17 protein-coding genes are annotated in these 22,176 nt (G+C 46.3%); 10 read left to right on the forward strand and 7 right to left on the reverse strand.

Going from position 1 to position 22,176, the window contains the following annotated elements:
* Positions 1–1,074: 1,074 nt before the first annotated feature.
* The 3 genes from OF158_RS14635 to OF158_RS14645 form a co-directional block, all read right to left on the reverse strand.
* Positions 1,075–1,743, reverse strand: coding sequence for a TetR/AcrR family transcriptional regulator (locus OF158_RS14635; protein WP_035183538.1), 669 nt, complete (start codon positions 1,741–1,743; stop codon positions 1,075–1,077).
* Between the two features lie 13 nt (positions 1,744–1,756).
* Positions 1,757–2,980: an ABC transporter permease gene (locus OF158_RS14640; RefSeq protein WP_035183536.1), complete on the reverse strand. Its 1,224-nt coding sequence runs from the start codon at positions 2,978–2,980 to the stop codon at positions 1,757–1,759.
* 97 nt (positions 2,981–3,077) lie between these two features.
* Positions 3,078–3,803, reverse strand: a complete 726-nt coding sequence (locus tag OF158_RS14645) for an ABC transporter ATP-binding protein (protein WP_035183531.1) — start codon at positions 3,801–3,803, stop codon at positions 3,078–3,080.
* Between the two features lie 227 nt (positions 3,804–4,030).
* Between OF158_RS14645 and OF158_RS14650 the strand changes: the two genes are divergently transcribed.
* The 9 genes from OF158_RS14650 to OF158_RS14690 all read left to right on the forward strand — a co-directional run bounded on the left by OF158_RS14650 (position 4,031) and on the right by OF158_RS14690 (position 13,739).
* On the forward strand, positions 4,031–4,447 hold the full coding sequence (locus tag OF158_RS14650; RefSeq protein ID WP_014097125.1) for a hemerythrin domain-containing protein: 417 nt from the start codon (positions 4,031–4,033) through the stop codon (positions 4,445–4,447).
* 12 nt (positions 4,448–4,459) lie between these two features.
* Entirely contained in the window at positions 4,460–4,762 is a 303-nt protein-coding gene (locus OF158_RS14655; protein ID WP_035183526.1) for a hypothetical protein, read from the forward strand.
* 17 nt (positions 4,763–4,779) lie between these two features.
* Positions 4,780–5,049, forward strand: coding sequence for a hypothetical protein (locus OF158_RS14660; RefSeq protein WP_035183524.1), 270 nt, complete (start codon positions 4,780–4,782; stop codon positions 5,047–5,049).
* Positions 5,042–8,716 carry a nitrate reductase subunit alpha gene (locus OF158_RS14665; protein WP_035183521.1) on the forward strand — a complete coding sequence of 1,225 codons (3,675 nt, stop codon included), beginning with the start codon at positions 5,042–5,044 and terminating at the stop codon, positions 8,714–8,716. The genes OF158_RS14660 and OF158_RS14665 overlap by 8 nt, the downstream gene beginning before the upstream one ends.
* A complete protein-coding gene (narH, locus tag OF158_RS14670; RefSeq protein ID WP_026684106.1) occupies positions 8,713–10,218 on the forward strand; it encodes a nitrate reductase subunit beta in 1,506 nt (501 codons plus the stop codon). Before OF158_RS14665 ends, narH begins: the two co-directional genes overlap by 4 nt.
* Positions 10,211–10,792, forward strand: coding sequence for a nitrate reductase molybdenum cofactor assembly chaperone (gene narJ, locus OF158_RS14675; protein ID WP_035183518.1), 582 nt, complete (start codon positions 10,211–10,213; stop codon positions 10,790–10,792). The genes narH and narJ overlap by 8 nt, the downstream gene beginning before the upstream one ends.
* 13 nt (positions 10,793–10,805) lie before the next feature.
* Positions 10,806–11,504: a respiratory nitrate reductase subunit gamma gene (gene narI, locus OF158_RS14680; RefSeq protein ID WP_035183516.1), complete on the forward strand. Its 699-nt coding sequence runs from the start codon at positions 10,806–10,808 to the stop codon at positions 11,502–11,504.
* A gap of 17 nt (positions 11,505–11,521) precedes the next feature.
* Entirely contained in the window at positions 11,522–12,676 is a 1,155-nt protein-coding gene (locus OF158_RS14685; RefSeq protein ID WP_035183513.1) for a nitrate/nitrite transporter, read from the forward strand.
* A 169-nt stretch (positions 12,677–12,845) separates the two neighbouring features.
* A complete protein-coding gene (locus tag OF158_RS14690; protein ID WP_035183511.1) occupies positions 12,846–13,739 on the forward strand; it encodes a fructose bisphosphate aldolase in 894 nt (297 codons plus the stop codon).
* A gap of 270 nt (positions 13,740–14,009) precedes the next feature.
* Here the strand turns inward: OF158_RS14690 and OF158_RS14695 are convergent, their stop codons facing one another.
* Positions 14,010–14,699 (reverse strand): SIS domain-containing protein, encoded by a 690-nt coding sequence (locus tag OF158_RS14695; protein ID WP_053070835.1) that lies wholly within the window; start codon positions 14,697–14,699, stop codon positions 14,010–14,012.
* A 196-nt stretch (positions 14,700–14,895) separates the two neighbouring features.
* Between OF158_RS14695 and OF158_RS14700 the strand changes: the two genes are divergently transcribed.
* Positions 14,896–15,213 carry a hypothetical protein gene (locus OF158_RS14700; protein WP_035183509.1) on the forward strand — a complete coding sequence of 106 codons (318 nt, stop codon included), beginning with the start codon at positions 14,896–14,898 and terminating at the stop codon, positions 15,211–15,213.
* A 360-nt stretch (positions 15,214–15,573) separates the two neighbouring features.
* Here OF158_RS14700 and mcrC read toward each other — a convergent pair whose 3' ends face one another.
* The 3 genes from mcrC to OF158_RS14715 form a co-directional block, all read right to left on the reverse strand.
* A complete protein-coding gene (gene mcrC / locus OF158_RS14705) occupies positions 15,574–16,644 on the reverse strand; it encodes a 5-methylcytosine-specific restriction endonuclease system specificity protein McrC (RefSeq protein WP_035183506.1) in 1,071 nt (356 codons plus the stop codon).
* A complete protein-coding gene (locus OF158_RS14710; protein ID WP_225620921.1) occupies positions 16,631–18,589 on the reverse strand; it encodes an AAA family ATPase in 1,959 nt (652 codons plus the stop codon). The genes mcrC and OF158_RS14710 overlap by 14 nt, the downstream gene beginning before the upstream one ends.
* A 503-nt stretch (positions 18,590–19,092) precedes the next feature.
* Positions 19,093–22,176: a type I restriction endonuclease subunit R, EcoR124 family gene (locus OF158_RS14715; protein WP_035183502.1), complete on the reverse strand. Its 3,084-nt coding sequence runs from the start codon at positions 22,174–22,176 to the stop codon at positions 19,093–19,095.

The following is a 22,176-nucleotide window of genomic DNA, read 5'->3' on the forward strand; positions in this document are numbered from 1 at the left end:
TGAAGAAAGGACGTCATTTTTTCATGCTTCCTTCACACATAGACGATCTCTATGTGAAGGAACAACACTTTTTTTGCGCGTTTCCTTAACGTAGACGCGCTCTATGTTAAGGAAGAGCCTCGTTTTATCGTGCTTCCTTAACGTAGACGCACCCTATATGAAGAAAGAACGTCATTTTTCTATGATTCCTTAACATAGACAGTCTCTATGTTAAGGAACAACGCACTTTTTGCTCGGTTCCTTAACGTAGACGCGCTCTATGTTAAGGAAGGCCTTCGTTTTTCCGTGCTTTCTTAACGTAGACGCACTCTATGTTAAGGAAGGCCTTCATTTTTCCACGCTTCCTTAACATAGACGCGCTCTATGTGAAGAAAGGCCTTCGTTTTTCCGTGCTTCCTTAACGTAGTCGCGCCCTATATAAAGAAAGGACGTCATTTTTCTATGCTTCCTTCACATAGACGGGCTCTATGTTAAGGAACAACACTTTTTTTTCGCGTTTCCTTAACGTAGACGCCTCCTATGTGAAGGAAGACCTTCAATTTTCCACGCTTCCTTTACATAGACGCCCTCTATGTGAAGAAAGGCCTTCGTTTTTCCGTGCTTCCTTAACGTAGACGCGCCCTATATGAAGAAAGGACGTCATTTTTTCATGCTTCCTTCACATAGACGGGCTCTATGTTAAGGAACAACGCATTTTTTTCTCGGTTCCTTAACGGAGACGCACTCTACGTTAAGGAACATCGATTTTTTTCCTCGCTTCCTTAACATAGGGCTTGCTGAATAACCAAAATTCCTATATTTGGAAAAATTTAATGCGAGGTGCAAGGGTTTTAGAAAAATCCAGAGAAAAGCTTGCGCTTGAAAGCTGATTCAATATATAGAGAAAAAAGAATCGCATTTTCAAAGATGGATTCTTCTATATTTTAAGACAGAGCTTGCTGACAAATTGGGTACAAACTCAGAATCGGATTCGTTCAGCAAGCCCTAATTAGACATTTCACTGATCCAGGCATCCAGACCGCAACGTGCGCTTTTATCTGTTCTGCACAAGGGAGCGAACGGTGCACAAGGCATTCAGGGACTGTCCTCCTTTATCTTCCGCACCCCGTCCATCACAAACCGGACAACGGATTCAATCTCAGCCTCTTCATCCTGGGATCCGTTCAGCCCGAAGACAAACTTAAAAATAAATGTGCCGCCGATTGAAAAAAAGATATGCCTTGCCATGGTTTCAGCGGGCTGGTCTGAAAGCTCCCCGCGTTCCTGGAAAGTTCGGATCACCTGCACCAGCCGGGAACCGATATTTTCCGCAAAATACGGTATCAGTTCATGGCGGATTTCTTCATTATAAAAAAACTCTTTTACGATGATTTGAAAAATCTCCTTGTTCTGTTTTAAAAAAAGAAGCCGGTCCCGGAGCAGGTTCCGCAAAAAGTCCTCAAAACGGAGCTCATGGTTTGACAGCAGTTTTTCAAAAAGCTCTTCCGCCATCAAAGGAATCGAATCTTTTAAAAACGGGACGATCAGCGAAACGAGCAAATGGTCTTTCGTGCCGAAGTGCCGAAAAATCGTCCCTTCTGCAACGCCGGCCGCTTTGGCGATTTCGCTTGTCGGCGTATTGCCATATCCTTTCTCTGCGAACAGAGAAATTGCTGCCTCCATGATTTTTTGTTTTTTATCCGTCAGCTTTACGTCCGTCTTCGTTTGTTCCTTCATTGCTTCCAGAAGATTATATTTTAGCAAATTTTCTCCCCCCTTACAGCGCACGGTAACGCCGTAACGCGATAATATTAAGCAGAATAAAAATCACTGCAAAAACAACAAGTGCCGTTAAGTCTTTCCATACATCCCCAAGGCCCATGCCTTCATACATAACCCGCTTTAAGGCATCGGCACCGTAATAAATTGGCATCACTTTTGCAAGTGCCTGCAGCCAGACGGCCATCCCTTTTAACGGAATGATGCCGGAGAAAAAGATCTGCGGCACCACAACAAGCGGAATAAACTGTACCATTTGAAACTCTGAAGCCGCAAAAGACGATAATAAAATCCCGAGAGACAGCGCCACAAGCGCGAGCATCAAATTAACGAGCAAGACATTCCAGAGTGAACCGGCAAGCACCATATCCAGCACGTTCACCGCGTAAAATACGACAATCACGGTCTGGATGACAGCAAAAATGCCGAAACCCACCAAATAAGCAGCCACAATTTCGCCCCGCTTGACCGGCGTTGCCATCAGGCGGTCGAGCGTGCCAGATGTCCGTTCTTTTAAAAGTCCGATGCCGGAGATTAAAAATACGAAAAAGAAAACGAAGAAACCAACCAAAATTGGGCTCAGCACATCAAAAAATACCGTATGGCTGCTGCCGTATACATATTTTGCCGATACATCCGGTTTAGAAAAGGCCACTTTGACCGGCGCCTGCAACTGTTGTTTCGTTTTTTCCGCCTGTTCTTCCAGCTGCTGCACTTTCCCAAAGGCCGGTGACTGCGTGGGAACCTGTTTCATCAATATATGCTGTGCCTCATTTTGCAAGGCAATGATTTTCTGCACGCCTTGGAGCGTCTTTGCCTGTGCTTCGATTTGTTTGGCCAGCTGCTGCCCGGATTCCGCCGCGATTGCCTGCTTTACTTTCATCTGCAGCGATTTGGCAGTAGACGGATCATTGTTTTGCAAAGTGAGGACGTACGCTCCGCCTTTTTTCACAAGCAGCCCGTCAAGATTTCCATCCAGCACGGTTTGCTTTGGATCTTTTACCGTTTCATAGTGTTTGATTTTCATATCCGCTTTATCCAACACTTTTACAAGGCTTGCGTCCACATGGCTGATCCCGAGTTTCGGGCTGGTTGAGCTGCCGTTAAAGAAAAAGTACATGAGCGTCAAAATCAATAGCGGCGCGAGAAACAACAGCGTCAATGTGCGTTTGTCCCTCAGCATTTCCAACATAATTCTTTTGATGAGTGCGGCTGTCCTCATTGCCTGGTCCTCCCCGCTTTCAAAAATATCCGGTTTCTATCGTCTGTCTGAAACCGTTCTTTTAATCCGGCTGTATCTCGCAAAAAACGGGTTCTCCTCATTGCACGGCCCTCCCCGCTTTCAAAAACACTTCATTCAAGTCGGCTGCTTCATACATTGCTTTCAACTCGCCCGGTGAGCCGTGCGCCAAAATTTTTCCTTCCCGGATCATGGCGACCGTATCGCATTTTTCCGCTTCGTCCATCACATGCGTCGTGACGATCATCGTTTTGCCTTCTTCGTTTTTGAGGCGGAGCAGTTCATCCCAGATACTCGCCCTTAATTCCGGGTCAATGCCGACAGTCGGTTCGTCCAGAATGAGCAATTCCGGATCCTGGATCAGCGCAATCGCAAGCGACAGCCGCCGTTTCATCCCGCCGGAATAGGCAGACACTTTTTTATTAAGGTCATCCTGCAAATGGACAAGGCCCGCCGCGTAGGCAATCCGCTCATGCCGTTCCGCTTTCCCCATTTTATAAAGCGATGCGAAAAATTTCAGGTTTTCCTTCCCGGTCAGCTGCATATACAATGCATCTGACTGCGCCATATAGCCGATATGCTGTAAAACTTCAAGGTCAGGCATTTTTTCTCCCAGCACATGGACCGTGCCGGCATCCGTTTTTTCCATCCCGACCATCATTTTGACCAAAGTGGTTTTCCCTGCCCCCGACGGCCCGATCAAACCGTAAATCCGGCCCTTCCCGATTTTCAAACGGATATCGTTTAACACAGGCTTTTTCCCGAACTGCTTGCTTATATGTTCCATCACAACCGCAGCTTCCATCCCTGGGCCTCCCTCTTTTTAGAAAAGTGAGTAATGACTCACTTATTATATTGCCATGATGAAAGTTGGCTGTCAATAAAAAAGTGAGTGGTCACTTTCATTTTTCTTTAAAACCTGCAAAAATCCGCCCTATTCTCCATTTTTTTGTTTATTATTGGAGCCTTTAGGACAATCTTAACATTAGAATATGGGAAACGATTCCACATCCAACATAAAGGAGCGAAAACATGTCAGGACCATCTTTAAGGCGCGCCGACAGCCATTCGTCCATCCATGAAGCGGCTTTAAATGAAGCCCGCGATTTAACGGATTTGCTTGCACAGCTGCTCGGGAAAAAGATGCACGCGGAGGCGCTGAAAACCGCTTTGATTTTGCTTGAACATTGGGAAACAAGGACGCTCGCGCACGCCCAGGCAGAGGAGGAAGGCCTGTACCCGGAACTGCTTGCCGAAAATGAAAACATGAAAGATAAGCTCACCGCCCTTGCCCGCGACCATGATCTGATGCGGAAACTGGCACAGGCAGTGAAAAAGGATTTGCAGCAGGAAAAGCTGGGCCGGCAAACCGTCCGTCAATTTTATGCATTGATTTGTATCGATGAAATACATAATCACGAAGAAGAAAGCGTACTCCCCCATCATTAAAGAGGTGAAGTCATGAAAGAACAGCAGGAAAAACCGCTGTTTTCCGTCTCCCCGCCACTTTACCATACGTTCATGCAGACATTTGAACTGCATCATATTCATCTGTATGACGCAGATCCGGCGGGCGTTGAAAAGGAAAACGGGATTGAAGTGGTGTTACGCTACGGCGATCGTTTTCAACATGAAACAAGAAAATGCTTCTCCTTCTCCGATATTGAAAACAAAGCGCCGGAAGTGGCGGAATTTTTCAAACAAGCGGCGGAATCATGCAAAGAAGTGCTGATTGCAGATTACTACAAAATGATGAAAAGCTGATAAGGAAAGGTGAAAACATGTTCCAGTTTGAAGACGCAGATTTAATCCAAGACCGCGAAGATTTGATTGCCATCATGCGCATGCGTTTCGGCGATATCCCCCCGGCATTCATTGAAACCATTTATCAATTGAACGATCCGAATACCCTGCAGCGGCTGATTCTGGCGAGCGCCAATGCCCCGGACTTCGAAATTGTGGCAGAAGAACTCCGGGCCGAATCCGGCAGTATCCGGTTAACGGGCGAACGCTTCAATCCATTCGGGAAAGGAAATGACGGCCATGTATAAAGACAACAAGCTGCTTCAGCGGCTGCGACATTTAAAACACGGAAAACGGATCAACGACGGCTGGACGGAAGAAAGCCCGCGCTCGCGTGATGCAGAAAAATATTACCGCAGGCGTTACGGCTACGACAACATTGTCCGCTCCACGCACGGGATCAACTGCACCGGTTCCTGCAGCTGGCGGATCTACGTGAAAGACGGGATCATCACAGCCGAGACGCAGCACACCGACTATCCGACAACCGGCAGCGACTTCCCGGAATACGAGCCGCGAGGGTGCCCACGGGGAGCGAGTTTTTCCTGGTATACGTACAGCCCGACCCGCGTAAAATTCCCCTATATTCGCCAGGACTTAATCGAACTGTGGCGGGCGGAAAAGGAAAAAGGCTATGACCCTGTCACGGCGTGGGCGAACATTGCCGGAGACGAAGCAAAACGCGCCCGGTATGTCAAAGCCAGAGGAAAAGGTGGTTTTGTCCGCACCGATTGGAAAACAGCGTGCGAAATCATCGGTGCCGCCTCGATTTACACGATAAAAACATACGGTCCCGACCGGATCGCCGGCTTCAGTCCGATCCCGGCGATGTCGATGGTCAGCTATGCCGCCGGCACCCGGTTTTTATCCTTGATCGGCGGTACAATCCTGAGCTTTTACGACTGGTACGCCGACCTCCCGCCCGCTTCCCCGCAAATCTGGGGAGAACAGACGGATGTTCCCGAAAGCGCGGACTGGTATAATGCCAAATACTTCATCATCTGGGGCACAAACCTGCCGCAAACGCGGACGCCGGATGCCCATTTTATGGTGGAATCCCGCTATAACGGGACAAAAATTGTCGGCATCAGCCCGGACTACGCCGAATACGACAAATTTGCGGATATTTGGCTGCCTGCACGCGCCGGTACGGACGGAGCGCTTGCCCTTGCGATGACGCATGTCATTTTAAAAGAATTTTACATTGACCGCGAAACGCAATATTTTTCCGATTACGCAAAAAAATATACGGATCTCCCCTTTCTCGTTGAAATTGACGAAAAAAACGGGGATGCCCGGTCCGGCCGTTTTCTGCGGGCAACGGATCTCACGGACGGCGAAAAACTCGGCGAATGGAAAACGCTTGTCTGGGACAAGGCGACAAACAGCCCCCAAGTTCCGAACGGCAGCCAGGGCTTCCGCTGGGACGGCAGCAGCAAATGGAATCTCGAGCTGACAAAAGACGACGGCAGTGCCATCGATCCGAAGTTAAGTTTTATCGATGACTATGATGAACCCGTCATGGTTACGTTCCCTTACTTTGCTGATAAAGAAGGCGGCACGATCAAGCGGGCGGTGCCAGCTAAACGGTTAAAGACAAAAGACGGGCAGACGGTGAAGTTTACCACTGTGTTTGATCTTTTCTGCTCGCACCTCGGCGTGGATCGCGGCCTGCCCGGCGATTTCGCGGCGGATTACAATGACGCAAACGCACCGTACACCCCGGCCTGGCAGGAAAGCATTACCGGCGTGAAAAAAGCGCACGTCATCCAGGTCGCGCGCGAGTTTGCCGACAATGCCGCCCGCACAAACGGAAAATCGATGATTGCCATGGGCGGCGGAACCAATCACTGGTACCACAGCGACCAAATTTACCGCTGCATTTTAAACCTTGTCATGCTGACGGGATCACAAGGCGTAAACGGCGGCGGCTGGGCCCATTATGTCGGGCAGGAAAAAGTGCGCCCGCTCGAAGGCTGGCAGCAAATCGCCTTTGCCAATGACTGGACAAAACCGCAACGCTTCCAAAACGGTACATCCTTTTTCTACTTTGTAACCGACCAGTACCGGTATGAAGCGCGCATCAACGACAACCAGGAAGGCTGGGGCGGCCGTTTTAAAAACATGCATCCGGCAGACGTCAATGCCCTTGCAGCAAGGCTTGGCTGGCTCCCTTCTTTCCCGCAGTTTACAAAAAATTCGCTTGACCTTGTCAAAGAAGCCCGCGAAAACGGCGCAAAAGACGACCAGGAAGTCATCCAATATGTCGTGGAGCAGTTAAAGCAGGAAAAACTCGAATGGGCAATTGAAAATCCGGATGATCCGCGCAATTTTCCAAGGGTATTTTTCAACTGGCGCTCGAATCTTTTGGGCGACAGTGGAAAAGGCCATGAATATTTCGTCAAACATTTTATTGGCGGTGACGATGCCGTAATGACCGATACGGCCAACTCGTGGCAGCCGGAAACGATCAAAACAGAAGGTGAGCCGCCGCGCGGAAAAGCCGACTTGTTTGTCAGCATGGATTTTCGGATGACCAGTTCCGGCCTGTTTTCGGATATTGTTTTGCCGGCTGCCACATGGTATGAGAAATTTGACCTCTCAAGCACCGACATGCACCCGTTCGTCCACCCGTTTAACGCGGCGATCTCCCCGCCGTGGGAATCGAAAAGCGACTGGGAAGCGTTTAAAGAGATCGGAAGAACATTTTCGGAACTCGCAAAAGAGCATTTGCCGGCGTGCGAAGACCTTGTTATGATGCCGCTCGGCAAAGACACACCGAATGAAATCGGCCAGCCGTTCGGAGAAGTGAAAGACTGGCGCAAAGGCGAAGCGGAGGCGGTGCCGGGAAAAACGATGCCGAACTTCGTCATTGTCGAGCGCGACTACCCGAACGTTTTTCAAAAAATGACCACCCTCGGCCCGAACATTCAAAACGGATACGGCAGCAAAGGCATTCAGATACCCGGTGAAGGCGTTTATAAAGATTTGCTTTCCCGCCTTGGAAAATCGCGGCGGGAAGGGGTTGGAAAAGGGCTCCCGGATTTATCGTCCGATAAGCAGGCAATTGAAGCAATTCTCTTTATGTCCGGCGCCACCAACGGAAAACGAGCGGTTGAAGAATGGAAAGCACTTGAAAAGAAAACAGGACAAAAACTGGAACACATTGCCAAAGGCCGCGAAGACGAAGACTTCACCCTGCTGGATATTACCGCCCAGCCGCGCCATACGATTTCCGCGCCGGTCTGGAGCGGGCTTGAAAATGATAACCGCCGTTATGCCCCGTTTACAATGAACAAGGAATACAACATCCCGTGGCGGACACTGACAGGAAGGCAAAGCTTTTACCTGGATCATGAAGTCATGCTCGACTTCGGTGAAGGGCTGCCGCTTTATTTGCCGCCGCTTCGGCACGGGCCGTATTTAAAAGGCGAAACAGCGGCACCTGAAAACGGCAAATCGATTACGCTCCGCTACTTGACGCCGCACCAAAAATGGGGCATCCATACAATGTTTACGGATACGACCCAGATGAACCATTTGTTCAGAGGATTCCAGACGGTCTGGGTGAACGAGCGTGACGGGCAGTCCATCGGCATTAAAGACAACGACTGGATTGAAGTGTACAACCGGAACGGCGCGATTGCCGCGCGGGTCGTCCTCACTTACCGGATTCCGCAGGGGATGGCATATATGTACCACGCCCAGGACCGGGTATTGGGCGTTCCGGGCACGGCCGTCAGCCAAAAGCGCGGCGGTACCCATAACAGCGTCACACGCATTTCGCTGAAACCGACCCATATGATTGGCGGTTATTCCCAGCTCAGCTACGGTTTTAATTACTACGGCCCGACCGGAAGCCAGCGGGATACCCTCGCCATCATCCGGCCGCTAAAGGAGGTTAACTGGCTTTGAGAGTAAAAGCACAAGTCGCAATGGTGATGCACCTTGATAAATGCATCGGCTGTCACACCTGTTCCGTCACTTGCAAAAACATGTGGACAAACCGGCCAGGGATGGAATACATCTGGTTTAACAATGTCGAAACCCGGCCCGGTGCCGGTTACCCGAAACAATGGGAAAACACGGACCGTTTTAAAGGCGGCTGGGTGTACAAAGACGGGAAACTGAAGCTGCGCGCAGGCGGCCCCGTCACGAAACTGGCGCAAATTTTTTACAACCCGAACATGGCTAAAATAGATGATTTTTACGAACCATGGACATATGATTATGACCATCTGATCCACAGTCCGAAAAGCGACCATATTCCTGTTGCGAGACCGCGCTCGATGATCACCGGAAAACCGATTGACAAGCCCCGGTGGAGTTCAAACTGGGATGATGACCTTGCCGGCGGGAGCGAGACGACGGCGCTTGACCCGAATATGGAAAATTTGCAAAACCATATCACCGGCGAGTACGAAAAAACGTTCATGATGTACTTGCCGCGCATTTGCGAACATTGCCTTAACCCGTCGTGCGTCGCTTCCTGCCCGACCGGCGCGCTCTACAAACGCGATGAAGACGGGATTGTCCTTGTCGACCATGAAGCATGCCGCGGCTGGCGTTTTTGCATGAACGGCTGCCCGTACCATAAAGTGTATTACAACTGGAATACGCATAAAGCGGAAAAATGCAATTTCTGTTATCCGCGTACTGAAGCCGGCCTGCCGACGATTTGCTCGGAAACATGCGTCGGCCGGATCCGCTACATCGGCGTGTTGCTTTACGATGCGGACAAAGTGAAGGAAGCTGCATCGGCCCCGGATCCGAAAGCATTGTACGAATCCCAGCTGTCCGTCTTCCTTGATCCGTTTGACCCGGAGGTGATAGAGGAAGCCCATAAAGCCGGCATAACCGACGCATGGGTGAAAGCCGCGCAGGATTCCCCGGTCTATAAAATGGCGATGAAATGGAAAATTGCGCTTCCGCTCCACCCGGAATACCGGACGCTGCCGATGGTATGGTACGTGCCGCCGCTCAGCCCGATTATGAACCATCTTGAAAATGAAGACGAGTTGTCCACGGACGGCTACATCCCGGCCATTGACCAGATGCGGATCCCGATGGAATACCTTGCTTCGCTGTTAGCGGCAGGCGATACGGCAGTAATCCGGAAAGTGCTGCTGAAAATGGCGGCGATGCGCGTCCATATGCGCGCCAAAACGGTCGGCGGCGTGGATGAACTGAACAAAAGCAAACTGCTTGAAGAAGCCGGCATGACTGCAGAAGAAGTGGAAGATATGGCACGCCTGCTTGCCGTTGCCAAATACAGGGAACGGTTCGTCATCCCGACAGGCCGCCGCGAAATGAACGGTGACCTGTATTACAAGCAAGGCTCCTGCAGCATTGAAGAACTCGCCCCACCGGAAGGCATGGTTACGTATCCGTTTGAAAGGGGAGCAAGCAATGAATGATCGTGAAAAACTGATGTTGGCCATTGCTTCGCGGATGCTTACCTATCCGACAGAGACGCTTTACGAGGAAAAAGAGGCGGTCATCGCGGCGGCGAAAGAAACAGGCGCGGCGCTTGAAAAAGCTGCTGCCGCCCTGTTTTGCCTCCCACTTTCCGAAATACAGTCTTTGTATGTGTCCACATTCGACCTTCAAGAGAAAAACGGACTGTACTTAACGTACCATGAATTTGGTGACAGCCCGAAACGCGGCGCCGCTTTCATTAAACTGCAGAAAATGATCAACGAGGCCGGTTTTGAACGCAACGACGGGGAATTGGCCGATTATATACCAATGCTATTTGAATTTCTGGCCGTATCGGAGCCGTCACGCGAAACGGAACGCCTGTGCAAAAGGCTCGCCTATGCCGTCCAGCGGATTGCCGGCCATTTATCAGAGGAAAGCTTATATATGCCGGTTTTCTCCGTGCTGATGGAACAGATTTTTGAACAACCGAGCAAAGAAGAGATTGAAGCATTGGAACAACAGAGGGAAAAGGCCGATCTTGAAAATCTGCCTTACCCGATCATGTATTAAAGGAGGTACATACATGGCTTCTATCTTTTTATGGGTCATCTTCCCCTATGTAATGGGCACCATCATGATTTTCGGGCTGTTGTACCGGTATGCGTTCCGGCAAATCAGCTGGGCGGCGCCCTCCACTGAAATTTTCGAGAAAAAATGGCTCAGCATCGGCTCTCCCCTTTTTCATTGGGGCATTGTCTTTGCCTTCATCGGCCATATCATGGGCGTCCTCATTCCAAAGCGCTTTTACGAAGCAGCCGGCGTGCGGGATGAACTCTATCATGCCGGTGCCATCATCGGCGGCGGCATTGCCGGGCTGATGGTGGTCGCAGGGCTAGTAATTTTACTCATCCGGAGAATCAAATTTGAACGGGTTCGCATCCATGCCACGTTCGCCGAATTTTTTTCCATCATTGCCCTGCTTGTGGTCGGCGGGCTTGGCGCCTATATGACCATTGTGTACAATACGACGGTCACCGCATATGAATACAGGGCAACCATCGGCCCGTGGTTCCGGAGCCTGTTTGTTTTCCGGCCAAAACATGAACTGATGGACGGCGTACCGCTCCTATTTAAAGTGCATGTTATCGCGGCGTTTCTGTTTTTCGCTTCGATCCCGTTTACGCGCCTTGTCCACCTGTTCAGCTTTCCGGCGCGCTATCCGGTACGCGCACCACAGCAATACCGGTCCCGCGCCGGTTACAAGCGTATACCGGAAAAATGAGATGAAAGGATAAGCATATGAAAAAGATTCAACTCCCATTACAGACAATTAGTTTAGTGGCAGCTTTTATGATTTGGGTCATCCTCTCTTCTCTTCTTACCTATATAAAAGGGGACATCCCGCTGACACCGGGCGAGACTTCATGGGTGACCTCTATTCCGGTTATTCTCGGATCGCTGTTCCGAATTCCGGTCGGGTTTTATGCAAACAGGCTCGGAGCAAGGGTGCTGTTTACATTCAGTTTCCTGTTCCTTTTGATTCCGGTGTTTTACCTGAGCATTGCCCAGTCTTTCTGGGGCCTTGTGGTCAGCGGATTTCTAATCGGGGTTGCAGGCGCCACTTTTTCGATCGGTGTCACTTCCCTTCCGAAATATTACCCGAAAGAGCGGCACGGGACGATCAACGGGATTTACGGTATGGGGAATCTCGGCACCGCTGTCACCACCTTCGCCGCGCCGGTCATTGCCAATATGGCGGGATGGCGAACCACTGTCAAGCTTTTCTGCATTCTTTTGATCGTCTTTGCTTTGCTGAATTTCTTCTTTGGAGACCGGCATGAGCCAAAAGTCAAAGTTTCGTTTGCGGAAGAATTTAAAAAAGTGTACCGTGACAGGCGGCTCTGGTTCCTCAGTATTTTTTACTTTATTACATTCGGTTCGTTCGTCGCCTTTACGGTCTACCTGCCAAACTTTTTGGTGTCGAATTTTTCCCTCGCCAAAGTGGATGCCGGCATGCGGACAGCAGGATTTATTTTGCTGGCAACATTGCTGCGGCCACTCGGCGGATTTCTGTCCGATAAATTTAATCCGTATACGGTGCTGGCGTTTACTTTTATAGGACTGACCCTTTCCGGCATCCTGCTTTCCTTCAGCCTCGGGATTACGCTGTTTACGATCGGCTGCCTTGCCGTCGCTTTCTGTGCCGGTATCGGAAACGGCGCGGTTTTCAAGCTCGTTCCGCTTTATTTCTCAAACCAGGCGGGGACGGTAAATGGCATCGTCGCAGCTGCCGGGGGGCTCGGCGGTTTCTTCCCCCCGCTCCTTTTAACATTCGTTTACGGGCTGACCAAAAGCTATGCGATCGGCTTCATGTCCCTTTCGGAAGTGGCCCTCGCAAGCCTTGTGCTCGTTTTCTGGATGAGATTCAGCGAGCAAAACCGGGTGCCGGGATAACCGCCCGGCTTCTTTTTTAGGGGCACGCAAAGGAATCCGAATTAGAATGAATATATTATTTTTTTCTCCCAATCAGTAGTGTTATGCTTATGCATAGAGGTTTCTTTTTCATTCATCGGGATATGAAGAAAAAGAAGCCCTTCAAAAAACCTTATAAGGAGAGATCATGATGAACCAAACGCAGTTCGACAAAGTCAAGAACGGAAAAGGTTTTATTGCGGCGCTCGACCAAAGCGGCGGCAGCACACCGAAAGCATTGGCAAACTACGGCGTGCCGGAAGATGCCTATTCAAACGAAGACGAAATGTTTGATCTTATCCACCAAATGCGGACAAGAATCATCACTTCGCCAGCTTTTGACGGCAAATACATCCTCGGCGCCATTTTATTCGAACAAACGATGGACCGCCAGATTGAAGGCTTGTACACTGCGGAATACCTGGCTGAGAAAAAAGGCGTTGTCCCATTTTTAAAAGTGGACAAAGGGCTTGCAAATCTTGAAAACGGTGTTCAACTGATGAAGCCGATCCCGGATCTTGATGCCACACTTCGGCGTGCAAATGAACACCATATTTTCGGAACAAAAATGCGCTCTGTCATTAAGGAAGCCAACCCGGAAGGCATTAAAGCTGTGGTTGACCAACAGTTTGAATTGGCAAAGCAAATCCTCGCGGCAGGCCTCGTTCCGATTATTGAACCGGAAGTAGATATCCATAGTGCAGACAAAGAAAAATGCGAAGAATTGTTGAAGACAGAACTGCTCAACCATCTGAACCAATTGTCGGAAAATGATAATGTGATGCTGAAGCTCACCATTCCGACAGTGCCAAACGTCTACAAGGAATTGGTTGAGCACCCGCGCGTTGTCCGCGTTGTTGCCCTTTCCGGCGGCTATTCCCGCGATGAAGCCAATCAAAAGCTGAAAGAAAACGATGGCATCATCGCAAGCTTTTCGCGTGCTTTAACCGGGGAACTCAACGCCAACCAGACAGATGAAGAATTTAACGCAGCTTTGGAAAAAGCAGTAAAATCGATCTATGATGCTTCGGTTAATAAAAACTAACAGAAACCAGCAGGGCGCCCACAGTCCTGCTGGTTTTATTTAAAGGTGCAGAAATAACACGACTCAATCTGGCTGCTCTCCAATCTTGAGAAACAGGACTGGACCACTGCATACCCGTCCGGACAAGGCACTTTACATCCACTACCACAGCTACCGGTACATCTTCCCGCTTTTTGTGCTGGGGAATGACAGGAGGAAATACAGCACGCTTAATTGTGTTGCGGGAAAAGGGGCATATTTAGGATAAATGCCCCTTCCTTGTTTTTGGTTTTAAACGCTCACCCTTGTGCTCATATATTTCGTATAGTCATTATTTGCATTTCTGTTTGGATCCAACCCGTTGATTTCCGGAATAAATACCGAAAGAATTTGAATAACCATAGTAATCCCTAAAACAGATTGGGTATATGGGTGATGCTGTATATTGATCACCATTGGATCTTTTATTTTTTTTCGCTGGGCATTAATCATCATGACTTTATCTGTTTTTGTCCGTAAATAGCGGAATGTTTTTTCGATAAAAGGAGCGTTGGAATTTTCACAGTTTAATAGGATGACACTGCTGTTTTGATTGATTGCCCTGTGCATTCCGTGAGGAAACTCCTCAATATCATTAAAAGCAGCCGGCATGCACATCGTTTCCATTAACTTTAACTGTCCTTCTAAAGCCGTTCCGTAATTCATCCCACATCCGAGTACAAACACGTTTTTCATCCCGTTCCCGAATTTCGTGGCCTTGCACCAGTCAACTGTGCGTGCAAAAATATCCGGCAGCTCCTCTATGGAAGACAACAGTTCATGGTAAATAGTATGAAATTGATTTGCGCCTATCTTCCTTTTTTTGCAGGCGAGATGCACAGCAAAGCGTAACAGTACAACGAGTTTAGCACTGTACCCTTTTGTTTTGGCATTGCTTTTTAGCCGACTACAACGAGCAGCTGAGAAAAGGTGCTGAACCAAAACCGTCTTTCCTTTTCACTCACTATACTACCGTTACAGGAGTAGGTGCGGCAGTATTTAAAATTTCGCTGCATTGCATAAAGACCATTTAGAAGTCATAGAAAAAAATGGCAAAGTAAAATATGTTTTTAAATTCGGATGGAACTTTAATGCTAAAAAAGCATTTGGACGAATTGTTAAAAGGTGGAGATCATAAATGGTGGAGAAATTAGCAGAATTACTACGTGTATTAGAAAATATTCATTCAAATGTAAATGTTTTAACCAAAGAGGACTTTAACGAACAGTACGATAACCTGAAAGATTTTCAAGCCTTAATCAAAGAATTAGAGAAAGTAATAAGCGATTTTAAAAAAGTTAATCCTAACGATGGGAACAAGGTAGAACAATATTTACTAGAGTTTCATAGAATTTTAACAACCTTTGAGTGGCATTTTTCGGAAATCAACGATATAAATACAAAAATACTAAAGAATTACAAAGATAGAATTGCAGGTAATACTAAAGAAATTTAACTTCCGAATACCTCGGCAATGAATATGCCAGAGGGACATTTATGGCGGTCATAAATGTATCACTGGTGGAAAATCGGGATCCTTGAGGAAATGGCGCATTATCGTGAAATGCAAATGGGGCGCATCCATGCATGGAATACCTCTTCATTCGTTTTTGATAAACTCGGTAAATAACCCGAAAAGGCAGGTTTACTGCTCAAGAGGCAGGGTAGCTGTTGATATTAGAGGTGCAATGTACCTTTTTATGATGTCTGTACAACTTCATTCGATTTTTAAGCATGTATTATAAACAAACCTATCTCAATCAATAGCAATGCACGCCCCATTTACAAACCTTTTTATTGTTGTACCTCTATATCCCTAAGCCTCCTTCTTTTCAATCTCTCCAAAGTATGATGTTGCAATGTTGTCCAGCTGTTCAGCAATGTTTCCAAAGGCAGTATTTAAATCCAGCGTTTTTACACTCATTTTATTTCCACTCATCATAAAGTCGGCGTCTGGCACAATGGTTTCTTCGGTTCGGGCATACAACAGCATACCCGCTACATTGCCGGTGTTGCCGACATCCTGATTCTTTACATAGGTAAAAATCTGATACAGGTTGTTGGAATGAAATGTCCTGCTGCCATACCTGCTCTGAACTTGCATGGTATGCGCATAGTACTTTGTATCGATGATCAGTACTTTGCTGTATGATTTTAGTACGATGTCTGTCTGCATAGTCGGAAGGAAATCAGTCGTCCCCGCATCAATGTTCCATGCTATCTGTGGAGCAGCTGCCCGCAAACTCGGATAATGATAGCGGTAATATTCCAGCACAAATTTCTCAAACAGACGTGACATGTGCTGCTCATCCAAGAAATTGGCCATTTTGTACTTGCCTTTGTCTGTGGAGAGCAGTAAGCCATCTAAAACAAAATAGCAAATGTTCAGGAGCATTTTATAGCTTTGATTGTTTTTCTGAAATCGCAGGATGTTCCATTTTATGCGCGTTGGCTCAATCATATCCACACTGTCAAAATGTAGCATCACTTTTTTCAAGGCTGTTCTCCGTTTAACGTTTACAGATGGCTGCTGCATGAGTATGACAGAGGTGGTTTTCAGAATTTGGTTAAATACATTATTTTCGGACAGCTCATCATATTCGCAGGAGAGCTTTTGCTTCCGCTGCAGTTTATGATGGATGGTCCCATGAATGTCTAGTTTACCGCGTAGCACGGAAAGGTCATCACAATGTGAGACATATTCCTTATACAAGCCCTGTTTCAGTTGTCGGGAGATCCCTTTAGCAAGGATGGCAGCAAATAGATCTTGGATATGCTCAAACTTTTCTGACCCTATTTCATCGTAGTTTGATCGTTTCAGCACACGAAAGGCGTAAGAGAGCATATAATAGATGTTTCTAATCAGAATGCCTTTATCTTTCATCATTGAAAACACCGCGCAGTATGTTTTCCCAACGCTGCAATTTGTCCGGCTCATCAAACCAATATTCATGCAGCATCGGAAGAATATCGTATTCGACCACTTCCTTCAACCACTCATCCGTACATTCAGCCTGTCCGCAAAAATAGCTGTGGCCGATGCGGAAACCTGGTCCAAGTGAACTGTCGGCAGCAATTTCCTGATTTAATTCCTTAATGCGTTCAATTAAAATGTTGAACGTGTCATGATCCAATGCAGACTGGTAGGATTGAAACCCAGCAGAGTGAAATCCCGGCTCAATTTCAAAAAAGCTAAAACGGCGACGCAAAGCATAATCGATCATTGCAAGACTACGGTCGGCGGTATTCATCATCCCGATCAGGTACAGATTCTTTGGAACGGTGAACGGCATGCCGTTATAAGCAAGCGTTGCCTTTGTGCCACGATAATCTTTTTCAATCAACATAAGCAATTCACCGAATATTTTACTCATGTTGCCACGATTGATTTCATCGATGATAAAAAAGAACGGTTGATCAGGCATGTTCGCTGCCTTTTGACAAAACTTATAGAAAATGCCGTATTGTAATTGAAACCCTTCCTCCTTAGGTTTATATCCCATCATGAAATCCTCATAGGAGTAGTTCTGGTGAAACTGAATCAATTCAATGCGGCTGTCGTCTTTTAATCCCATCATTGCATAAGCAAGCCGCTTTGCTGTAAAGGTCTTGCCAACACCCGGAGCTCCCTGCAAAATGAGGTTCTTTTTATGCTTCAGCAGAGAGATGAGCGTTTCGTAACGTTCTTCAGTCATATATACCTCTTCCAAAAATTGATCTTTGGAATAAGTTTCCATATTTTCTTTCGGCGTAATCGGGTTTTCCTCGCGAATAATGTCTTCAATAAAGTCATATTCTTCCTTCGTCAGCTTGAAAAGACTGCCCTGTGGATTCTGGAAATACTCCATTTTTTCCAGCTCAGGACAATTTTTCAATGTTGCATAATCGATCGGTGTGACAAGCCCTTCTGTTTTTTCAAAATAAAGATATTCTCCATCACTTTCTTCCAGCACTTTCGCAAGTGCTACCACCTGTTTCACCGGGTAAGATTCATATCCAATAATAAGGTCGCCAGCCTTCGCATCCAAGAAGTTTTGAAAAATGCGGCGTTTGTTGCCATTTTCATTATACAGTGTATATCGCTGCGTCTCGCCGATGTCGATATCCGAGAAACGCCAAATTTTAGGATTAGCATTGAGCCACCAGTAACCCTGCTTCTCTTTACCTTGGCTGATTTTAGCTTGTGGCTCCTCTTCATACAAAGGAATTTCAGAAAGGTCAAACTGATCCAGTGCTTTGCTCAATTCATCACGCAGTTTCCACATATAATTACCTGCCATATCTTTGTCTGCATGCTTTCCAACATATAAAATCGGCCACCATTTTGCATTATCGTTATGAGATGTCATCAAAGGACATTCCGTCGTCTCGGCAACACGCTTTGCAAGAGCAGAAGATCCACTATTATAATAGTTCGAGTTATTCCCATATTTTTCTGAAAGCTGCTTACAAGTGGCCATGCCGCCACAGTCTTTTATGCGCTTCATGATTTTTAGACTTTTTGTGTTAAAAACACGTTTATCTGCAAGCAGTGCAAGCCATTCCTCCGTTGTAATATTTGGGCTATAGTCCATTGGAAACCACTCGGCATGATCTTCAGTAGACTTTTTTGTATAAAAACGGCTGATATAAAAGCCAAGATCCATCATCAATGTCTTCAGCGCTTTATCCGGGTAGCAACGATCCGTAAGCACAGATTGCAGCATTTGTACCAATTCCTTATCCTTTTTCAATTGCTCGCAAATTTCATTGTAAAGGTGGAATTCCCCTACGAGATTGCGAGAAGAAGCGCTTTTTTTTGGAATAAAATCGCTGTCAAGCACTTTTGCCACTGCCCGGCATTCCGAGTACTTGTAAATATAATATTTATCCGGATAACGGAGCCAAAGGTATGTGCTGATGGAATTCAGCGTTTGAAAATGCTGCCTCCATGTGCCTTGATCATATTTTACACGCATTGCTTCGGCATCGGACTGGAATTTTTCAACTCGTTCCGCAAAATGCTTGGACTCATCATACAGATTGATAAACATGGCTCTTGTCGCTTCTTCATCTGCCGCAGCGTACAACTGAATCATTCTTCTTGGGTAGTTGTTCACGGAAGCGAGCAAATTATTGGTTTTGTCTGTTGCTTTCGTGAACATCTCAGCAAAGTCAGAAGCATTGATATCCCAATGATCCTGAAAATGCTGGACCGCTTCCCATTTATATTTTTCATTTTCCCAGTGCGTTGAGAAGTTTTGTTTATATGCTGCGATCACCGCTGCTAACGAATTTTTGTTGATCATAAGCCATTTCACCTAATTTTTCATTATATCTTAAACATGGTTCATCATTAACTATACTTTTGCTTCGTCTCAGCAATCCATTGTGGCAATTTAGTCGTGAGGATCATATTATGTCTTAACAAATTGCCAGCCGTTTGATTGGTTGCCTTGTTGAAATCAACACTGCGAATGAGATCATTGATAAAAGGAACAATATCAGGCTCAGAAGTGGAATATGAATTCACCGCTTTTATAAGTAATTCACTATCTAATCCCCACTCCGAAGAAAATTGAATGACCGTATCGCGCAGCTTATCCGCTTTCCAAATTTCAAATGCCTCATCAAAGTTCAAATTGCTTGATAAGTTACCAGGTACAAGCTCAGTATCCACAAATTCCTTTAATAGTTGTGCTTGCTCATGGTCTCCCATGTTACTTAACTCTTGAATTTGTTCGTAAATAATGCGGAGGGTTTCACGATCCACCGTTTGCACGCCGTACGGTGAAGTAACTTTTGAACCTATTAATTTTATAATATGGTTTGCATCAATGACTTGTGTTCCTGCCAATTTCGTTTTCCCAGCAAGCGGATGAACGGTTGATGGCGCAGGTGGGGTTCCGGGCTTCCTTGTTAAGTTTTTATAAGCACCGACATACTGCAGCCAAGTGTGCTCGTCTATTCCAAAAGCGTCATCATTCCACTTAAATTCATAGTACTGTTCTACCAAATTTAACTGCTCAGCAGCATCTTTAAAAGCAAGGATAAAGGCTTCCTTTTTCTTCTCATCCTGTTCTATTTTTTGCCATTCAGTAGGGTCAGGTAAAGTCGGGATCATTTCAGATACTTTGATTTCCAATTTCTTTACAGCCGTTTGGTAAGTATCCACAATGGCCTTACTGCTCTTCCCACCGCTTCCATATAGCTTCAAAGCTTGATTTACCATTTCTTCAGTCATTCGAGGGTATTGGAAGTTGATAATCGTTCCAAATTCTTTTTTCGAACCAAAGACACGATTGGTGCGTGAGTAGGCTTGGATCAGACCTTGAAGTTCAAGGGTACGGTCAACATAAAGCGTATTCAGACGTTTCGAATCATAACCTGTCAACAGTTGGTCTGCCACAATGACGAGGTCGATATTTTTCGGGTTTCGTCCACTGCCTCCTCGTGTCGCGCGCTCTACAAGGTCTTCAAAATAAGCATCTTCTCCATGTTTTTTATCCCCCGCTATAAACTCAATACCTGTAAAGGCAGCGTAGTCCTGAAACATCTCTTTGACAATTTCAGGGTCTAGTGGCTTAGGATCATTTTCGTTACCGAAACTAAACGTCATCGCTACATTTAGCTTTTTCCCACGTTCTTTTAGTTGTTTTTTAAATTCATGATAATAAGCAATTACACGGTCTTTATAGGCAACCGTCAAAATTGCATTAAATTCTCTTTCTTGTGATTGGGATTCCCAGTTATTCAGAATTTCTTCCACTACCCGTGGAATATGCGTTTCGTCTTGGTATACAAGCAGCCCTCGTTTTTTTGCTTGCTTTTCAACGTCCGCTTCTGACATTTCTTGAACTTGGCGTTCGATTTCTCTGTCCGTCCATTCAGAATGTTCTTCCTTCATTTGTTCAGCGATCTGGTCTCTTAAATCATCATAACTTTTGAATTCTCCGGTGTTGATATAGTCAACGTGAAAACCTAATACGTTTTTATCAGCAATCGCCTCGTCAATCGTATATTGATGTAACATCGGCCCAAATAACTTTTCAGTGGTATTGATGACTTCGCTTTTTTCATTGATCTTTCCTTTGACCTTATTTTCATCAAATAAGGGGGTGCCGGTAAAACCAAAGAAAAGCCCATTTTTCTTGAAATAGCGTTTTATCGTTCCCATCATCTGTCCCATTGTCGTACGATGGGCTTCATCGATGATAAAGACCATTTTCTTTTCTGCCAAACGATTGTCGTGCGCTTCTTCTAGTTCCTTCACTAAAGCATTAAGTTTGAATGTTGTCGTGACCACAATGCCATTCTTTGCTGACATCAGTTTCTTTTTTAGCTGGTAGGTGTGTTTTGTATCATCAACAGAAACCGGCTCATAGGCAGCATATGCTTTGAAGTTTTCACTGGTACGATTATCTAGCTCACGTCTATCAACAAGAAAGACGACTTTATCAAATCCTGCTCTTGTCGATAAAAACAAAGCAGTCTTGAAACTTGTGATTGTTTTTCCTGAACCAGTCGTGTGCCAAACAAAACCGCCATGAGGTATTTTTTCAGCATTGTCCCATCCAAACGCAGCCCCTTCAACCGCCTGCAGAGCATGAACTTGATAGGGGCGCATTAACAAATGTCGCCTATTTTCCTCATCACGCGCTTCATCAATGACTAAGTAATCGCCGACCATCTGATGTGCCATTGGAATCATCAAAAATTGTTCAATTACTTTTTTCCAATCGTTTATTACATGGTTATCTTTATCTGCCCAATGAAAGACGAAACTAGGATTAAAATCTTCTATTGTTTTAGGTGTAGCAAAATAGCGAGTGTCAATTTCAGAAGTGATGACCATCATCTGCGAAAAAGCCATAAAGTTATGACTGTATTCCCCGTCACGGTAGTAGCGCATAAATTGTCCAAATGCCTCGTCCAACGTTTTGTCCGTGCGTTTTTGTTCGATATTGATTAAGGGCAAGCCGTTGATCAGCAGAACAATATCAAAACGGTTGTTGTTGGGGGTCTGTATTTCTCTCGCAATCCGATAGCTCGAGTCCCCACCACGTACTTCAGCTTTTTTAAAAATCGTCAACGTGATTTGTTTTCTCGTGATTTTCGGATTGTCATCACGGTAGATGCCATCGATCTTGCCCTTTGATCCTTCAATAGCCAAAATCTTCGCAGCCTCATAGCTATTGCTGATTTGATTGACCTTTGCCATCACTTGTTTGAACTCATTATCCGTTAATTCAACGCCTTCAAGCTGGTCAGCATTGATGCGGTTTAGTTCACTCCGCCAGTGCGAAACCAAGTCCGCAACCGTTACTTTTTGTTTATTGCCGTTTAAGAACTCGGGTGCTTCCCATTTATATTTCTGCAGTTCCTTGACAAAATTCTCTTGAAAAGTTTTCTCCGCCGCACTCTTCGGTGTATTGCTCAT

The sequence above is a fragment of the Weizmannia sp. WK01 genome, from assembly GCF_025905465.1.
Classification (GTDB): domain Bacteria; phylum Bacillota; class Bacilli; order Bacillales; family Bacillaceae_C; genus Weizmannia; species Weizmannia faecalis.

Bases quoted from the DNA above. Each gene is read 5' to 3' on its own strand.
- OF158_RS14640 (WP_035183536.1), bottom strand. From the start codon at position 2,980: ATGAGGACAGCCGCACTCATCAAAAGAATTATGTTGGAAATGCTGAGG.
- OF158_RS14645 (WP_035183531.1), bottom strand. From the start codon at position 3,803: ATGGAAGCTGCGGTTGTGATGGAACATATAAGCAAGCAGTTCGGGAAA.
- OF158_RS14650 (WP_014097125.1), top strand. From the start codon at position 4,031: ATGTCAGGACCATCTTTAAGGCGCGCCGACAGCCATTCGTCCATCCAT.
- OF158_RS14655 (WP_035183526.1), top strand. From the start codon at position 4,460: ATGAAAGAACAGCAGGAAAAACCGCTGTTTTCCGTCTCCCCGCCACTT.
- OF158_RS14660 (WP_035183524.1), top strand. From the start codon at position 4,780: ATGTTCCAGTTTGAAGACGCAGATTTAATCCAAGACCGCGAAGATTTG.
- OF158_RS14665 (WP_035183521.1), top strand. From the start codon at position 5,042: ATGTATAAAGACAACAAGCTGCTTCAGCGGCTGCGACATTTAAAACAC.
- narJ (WP_035183518.1), top strand. From the start codon at position 10,211: ATGAATGATCGTGAAAAACTGATGTTGGCCATTGCTTCGCGGATGCTT.
- narI (WP_035183516.1), top strand. From the start codon at position 10,806: ATGGCTTCTATCTTTTTATGGGTCATCTTCCCCTATGTAATGGGCACC.
- OF158_RS14685 (WP_035183513.1), top strand. From the start codon at position 11,522: ATGAAAAAGATTCAACTCCCATTACAGACAATTAGTTTAGTGGCAGCT.
- OF158_RS14690 (WP_035183511.1), top strand. From the start codon at position 12,846: ATGAACCAAACGCAGTTCGACAAAGTCAAGAACGGAAAAGGTTTTATT.
- OF158_RS14700 (WP_035183509.1), top strand. From the start codon at position 14,896: ATGGTGGAGAAATTAGCAGAATTACTACGTGTATTAGAAAATATTCAT.
- mcrC (WP_035183506.1), bottom strand. From the start codon at position 16,644: ATGATGAAAGATAAAGGCATTCTGATTAGAAACATCTATTATATGCTC.
- OF158_RS14715 (WP_035183502.1), bottom strand. From the start codon at position 22,176: ATGAGCAATACACCGAAGAGTGCGGCGGAGAAAACTTTTCAAGAGAAT.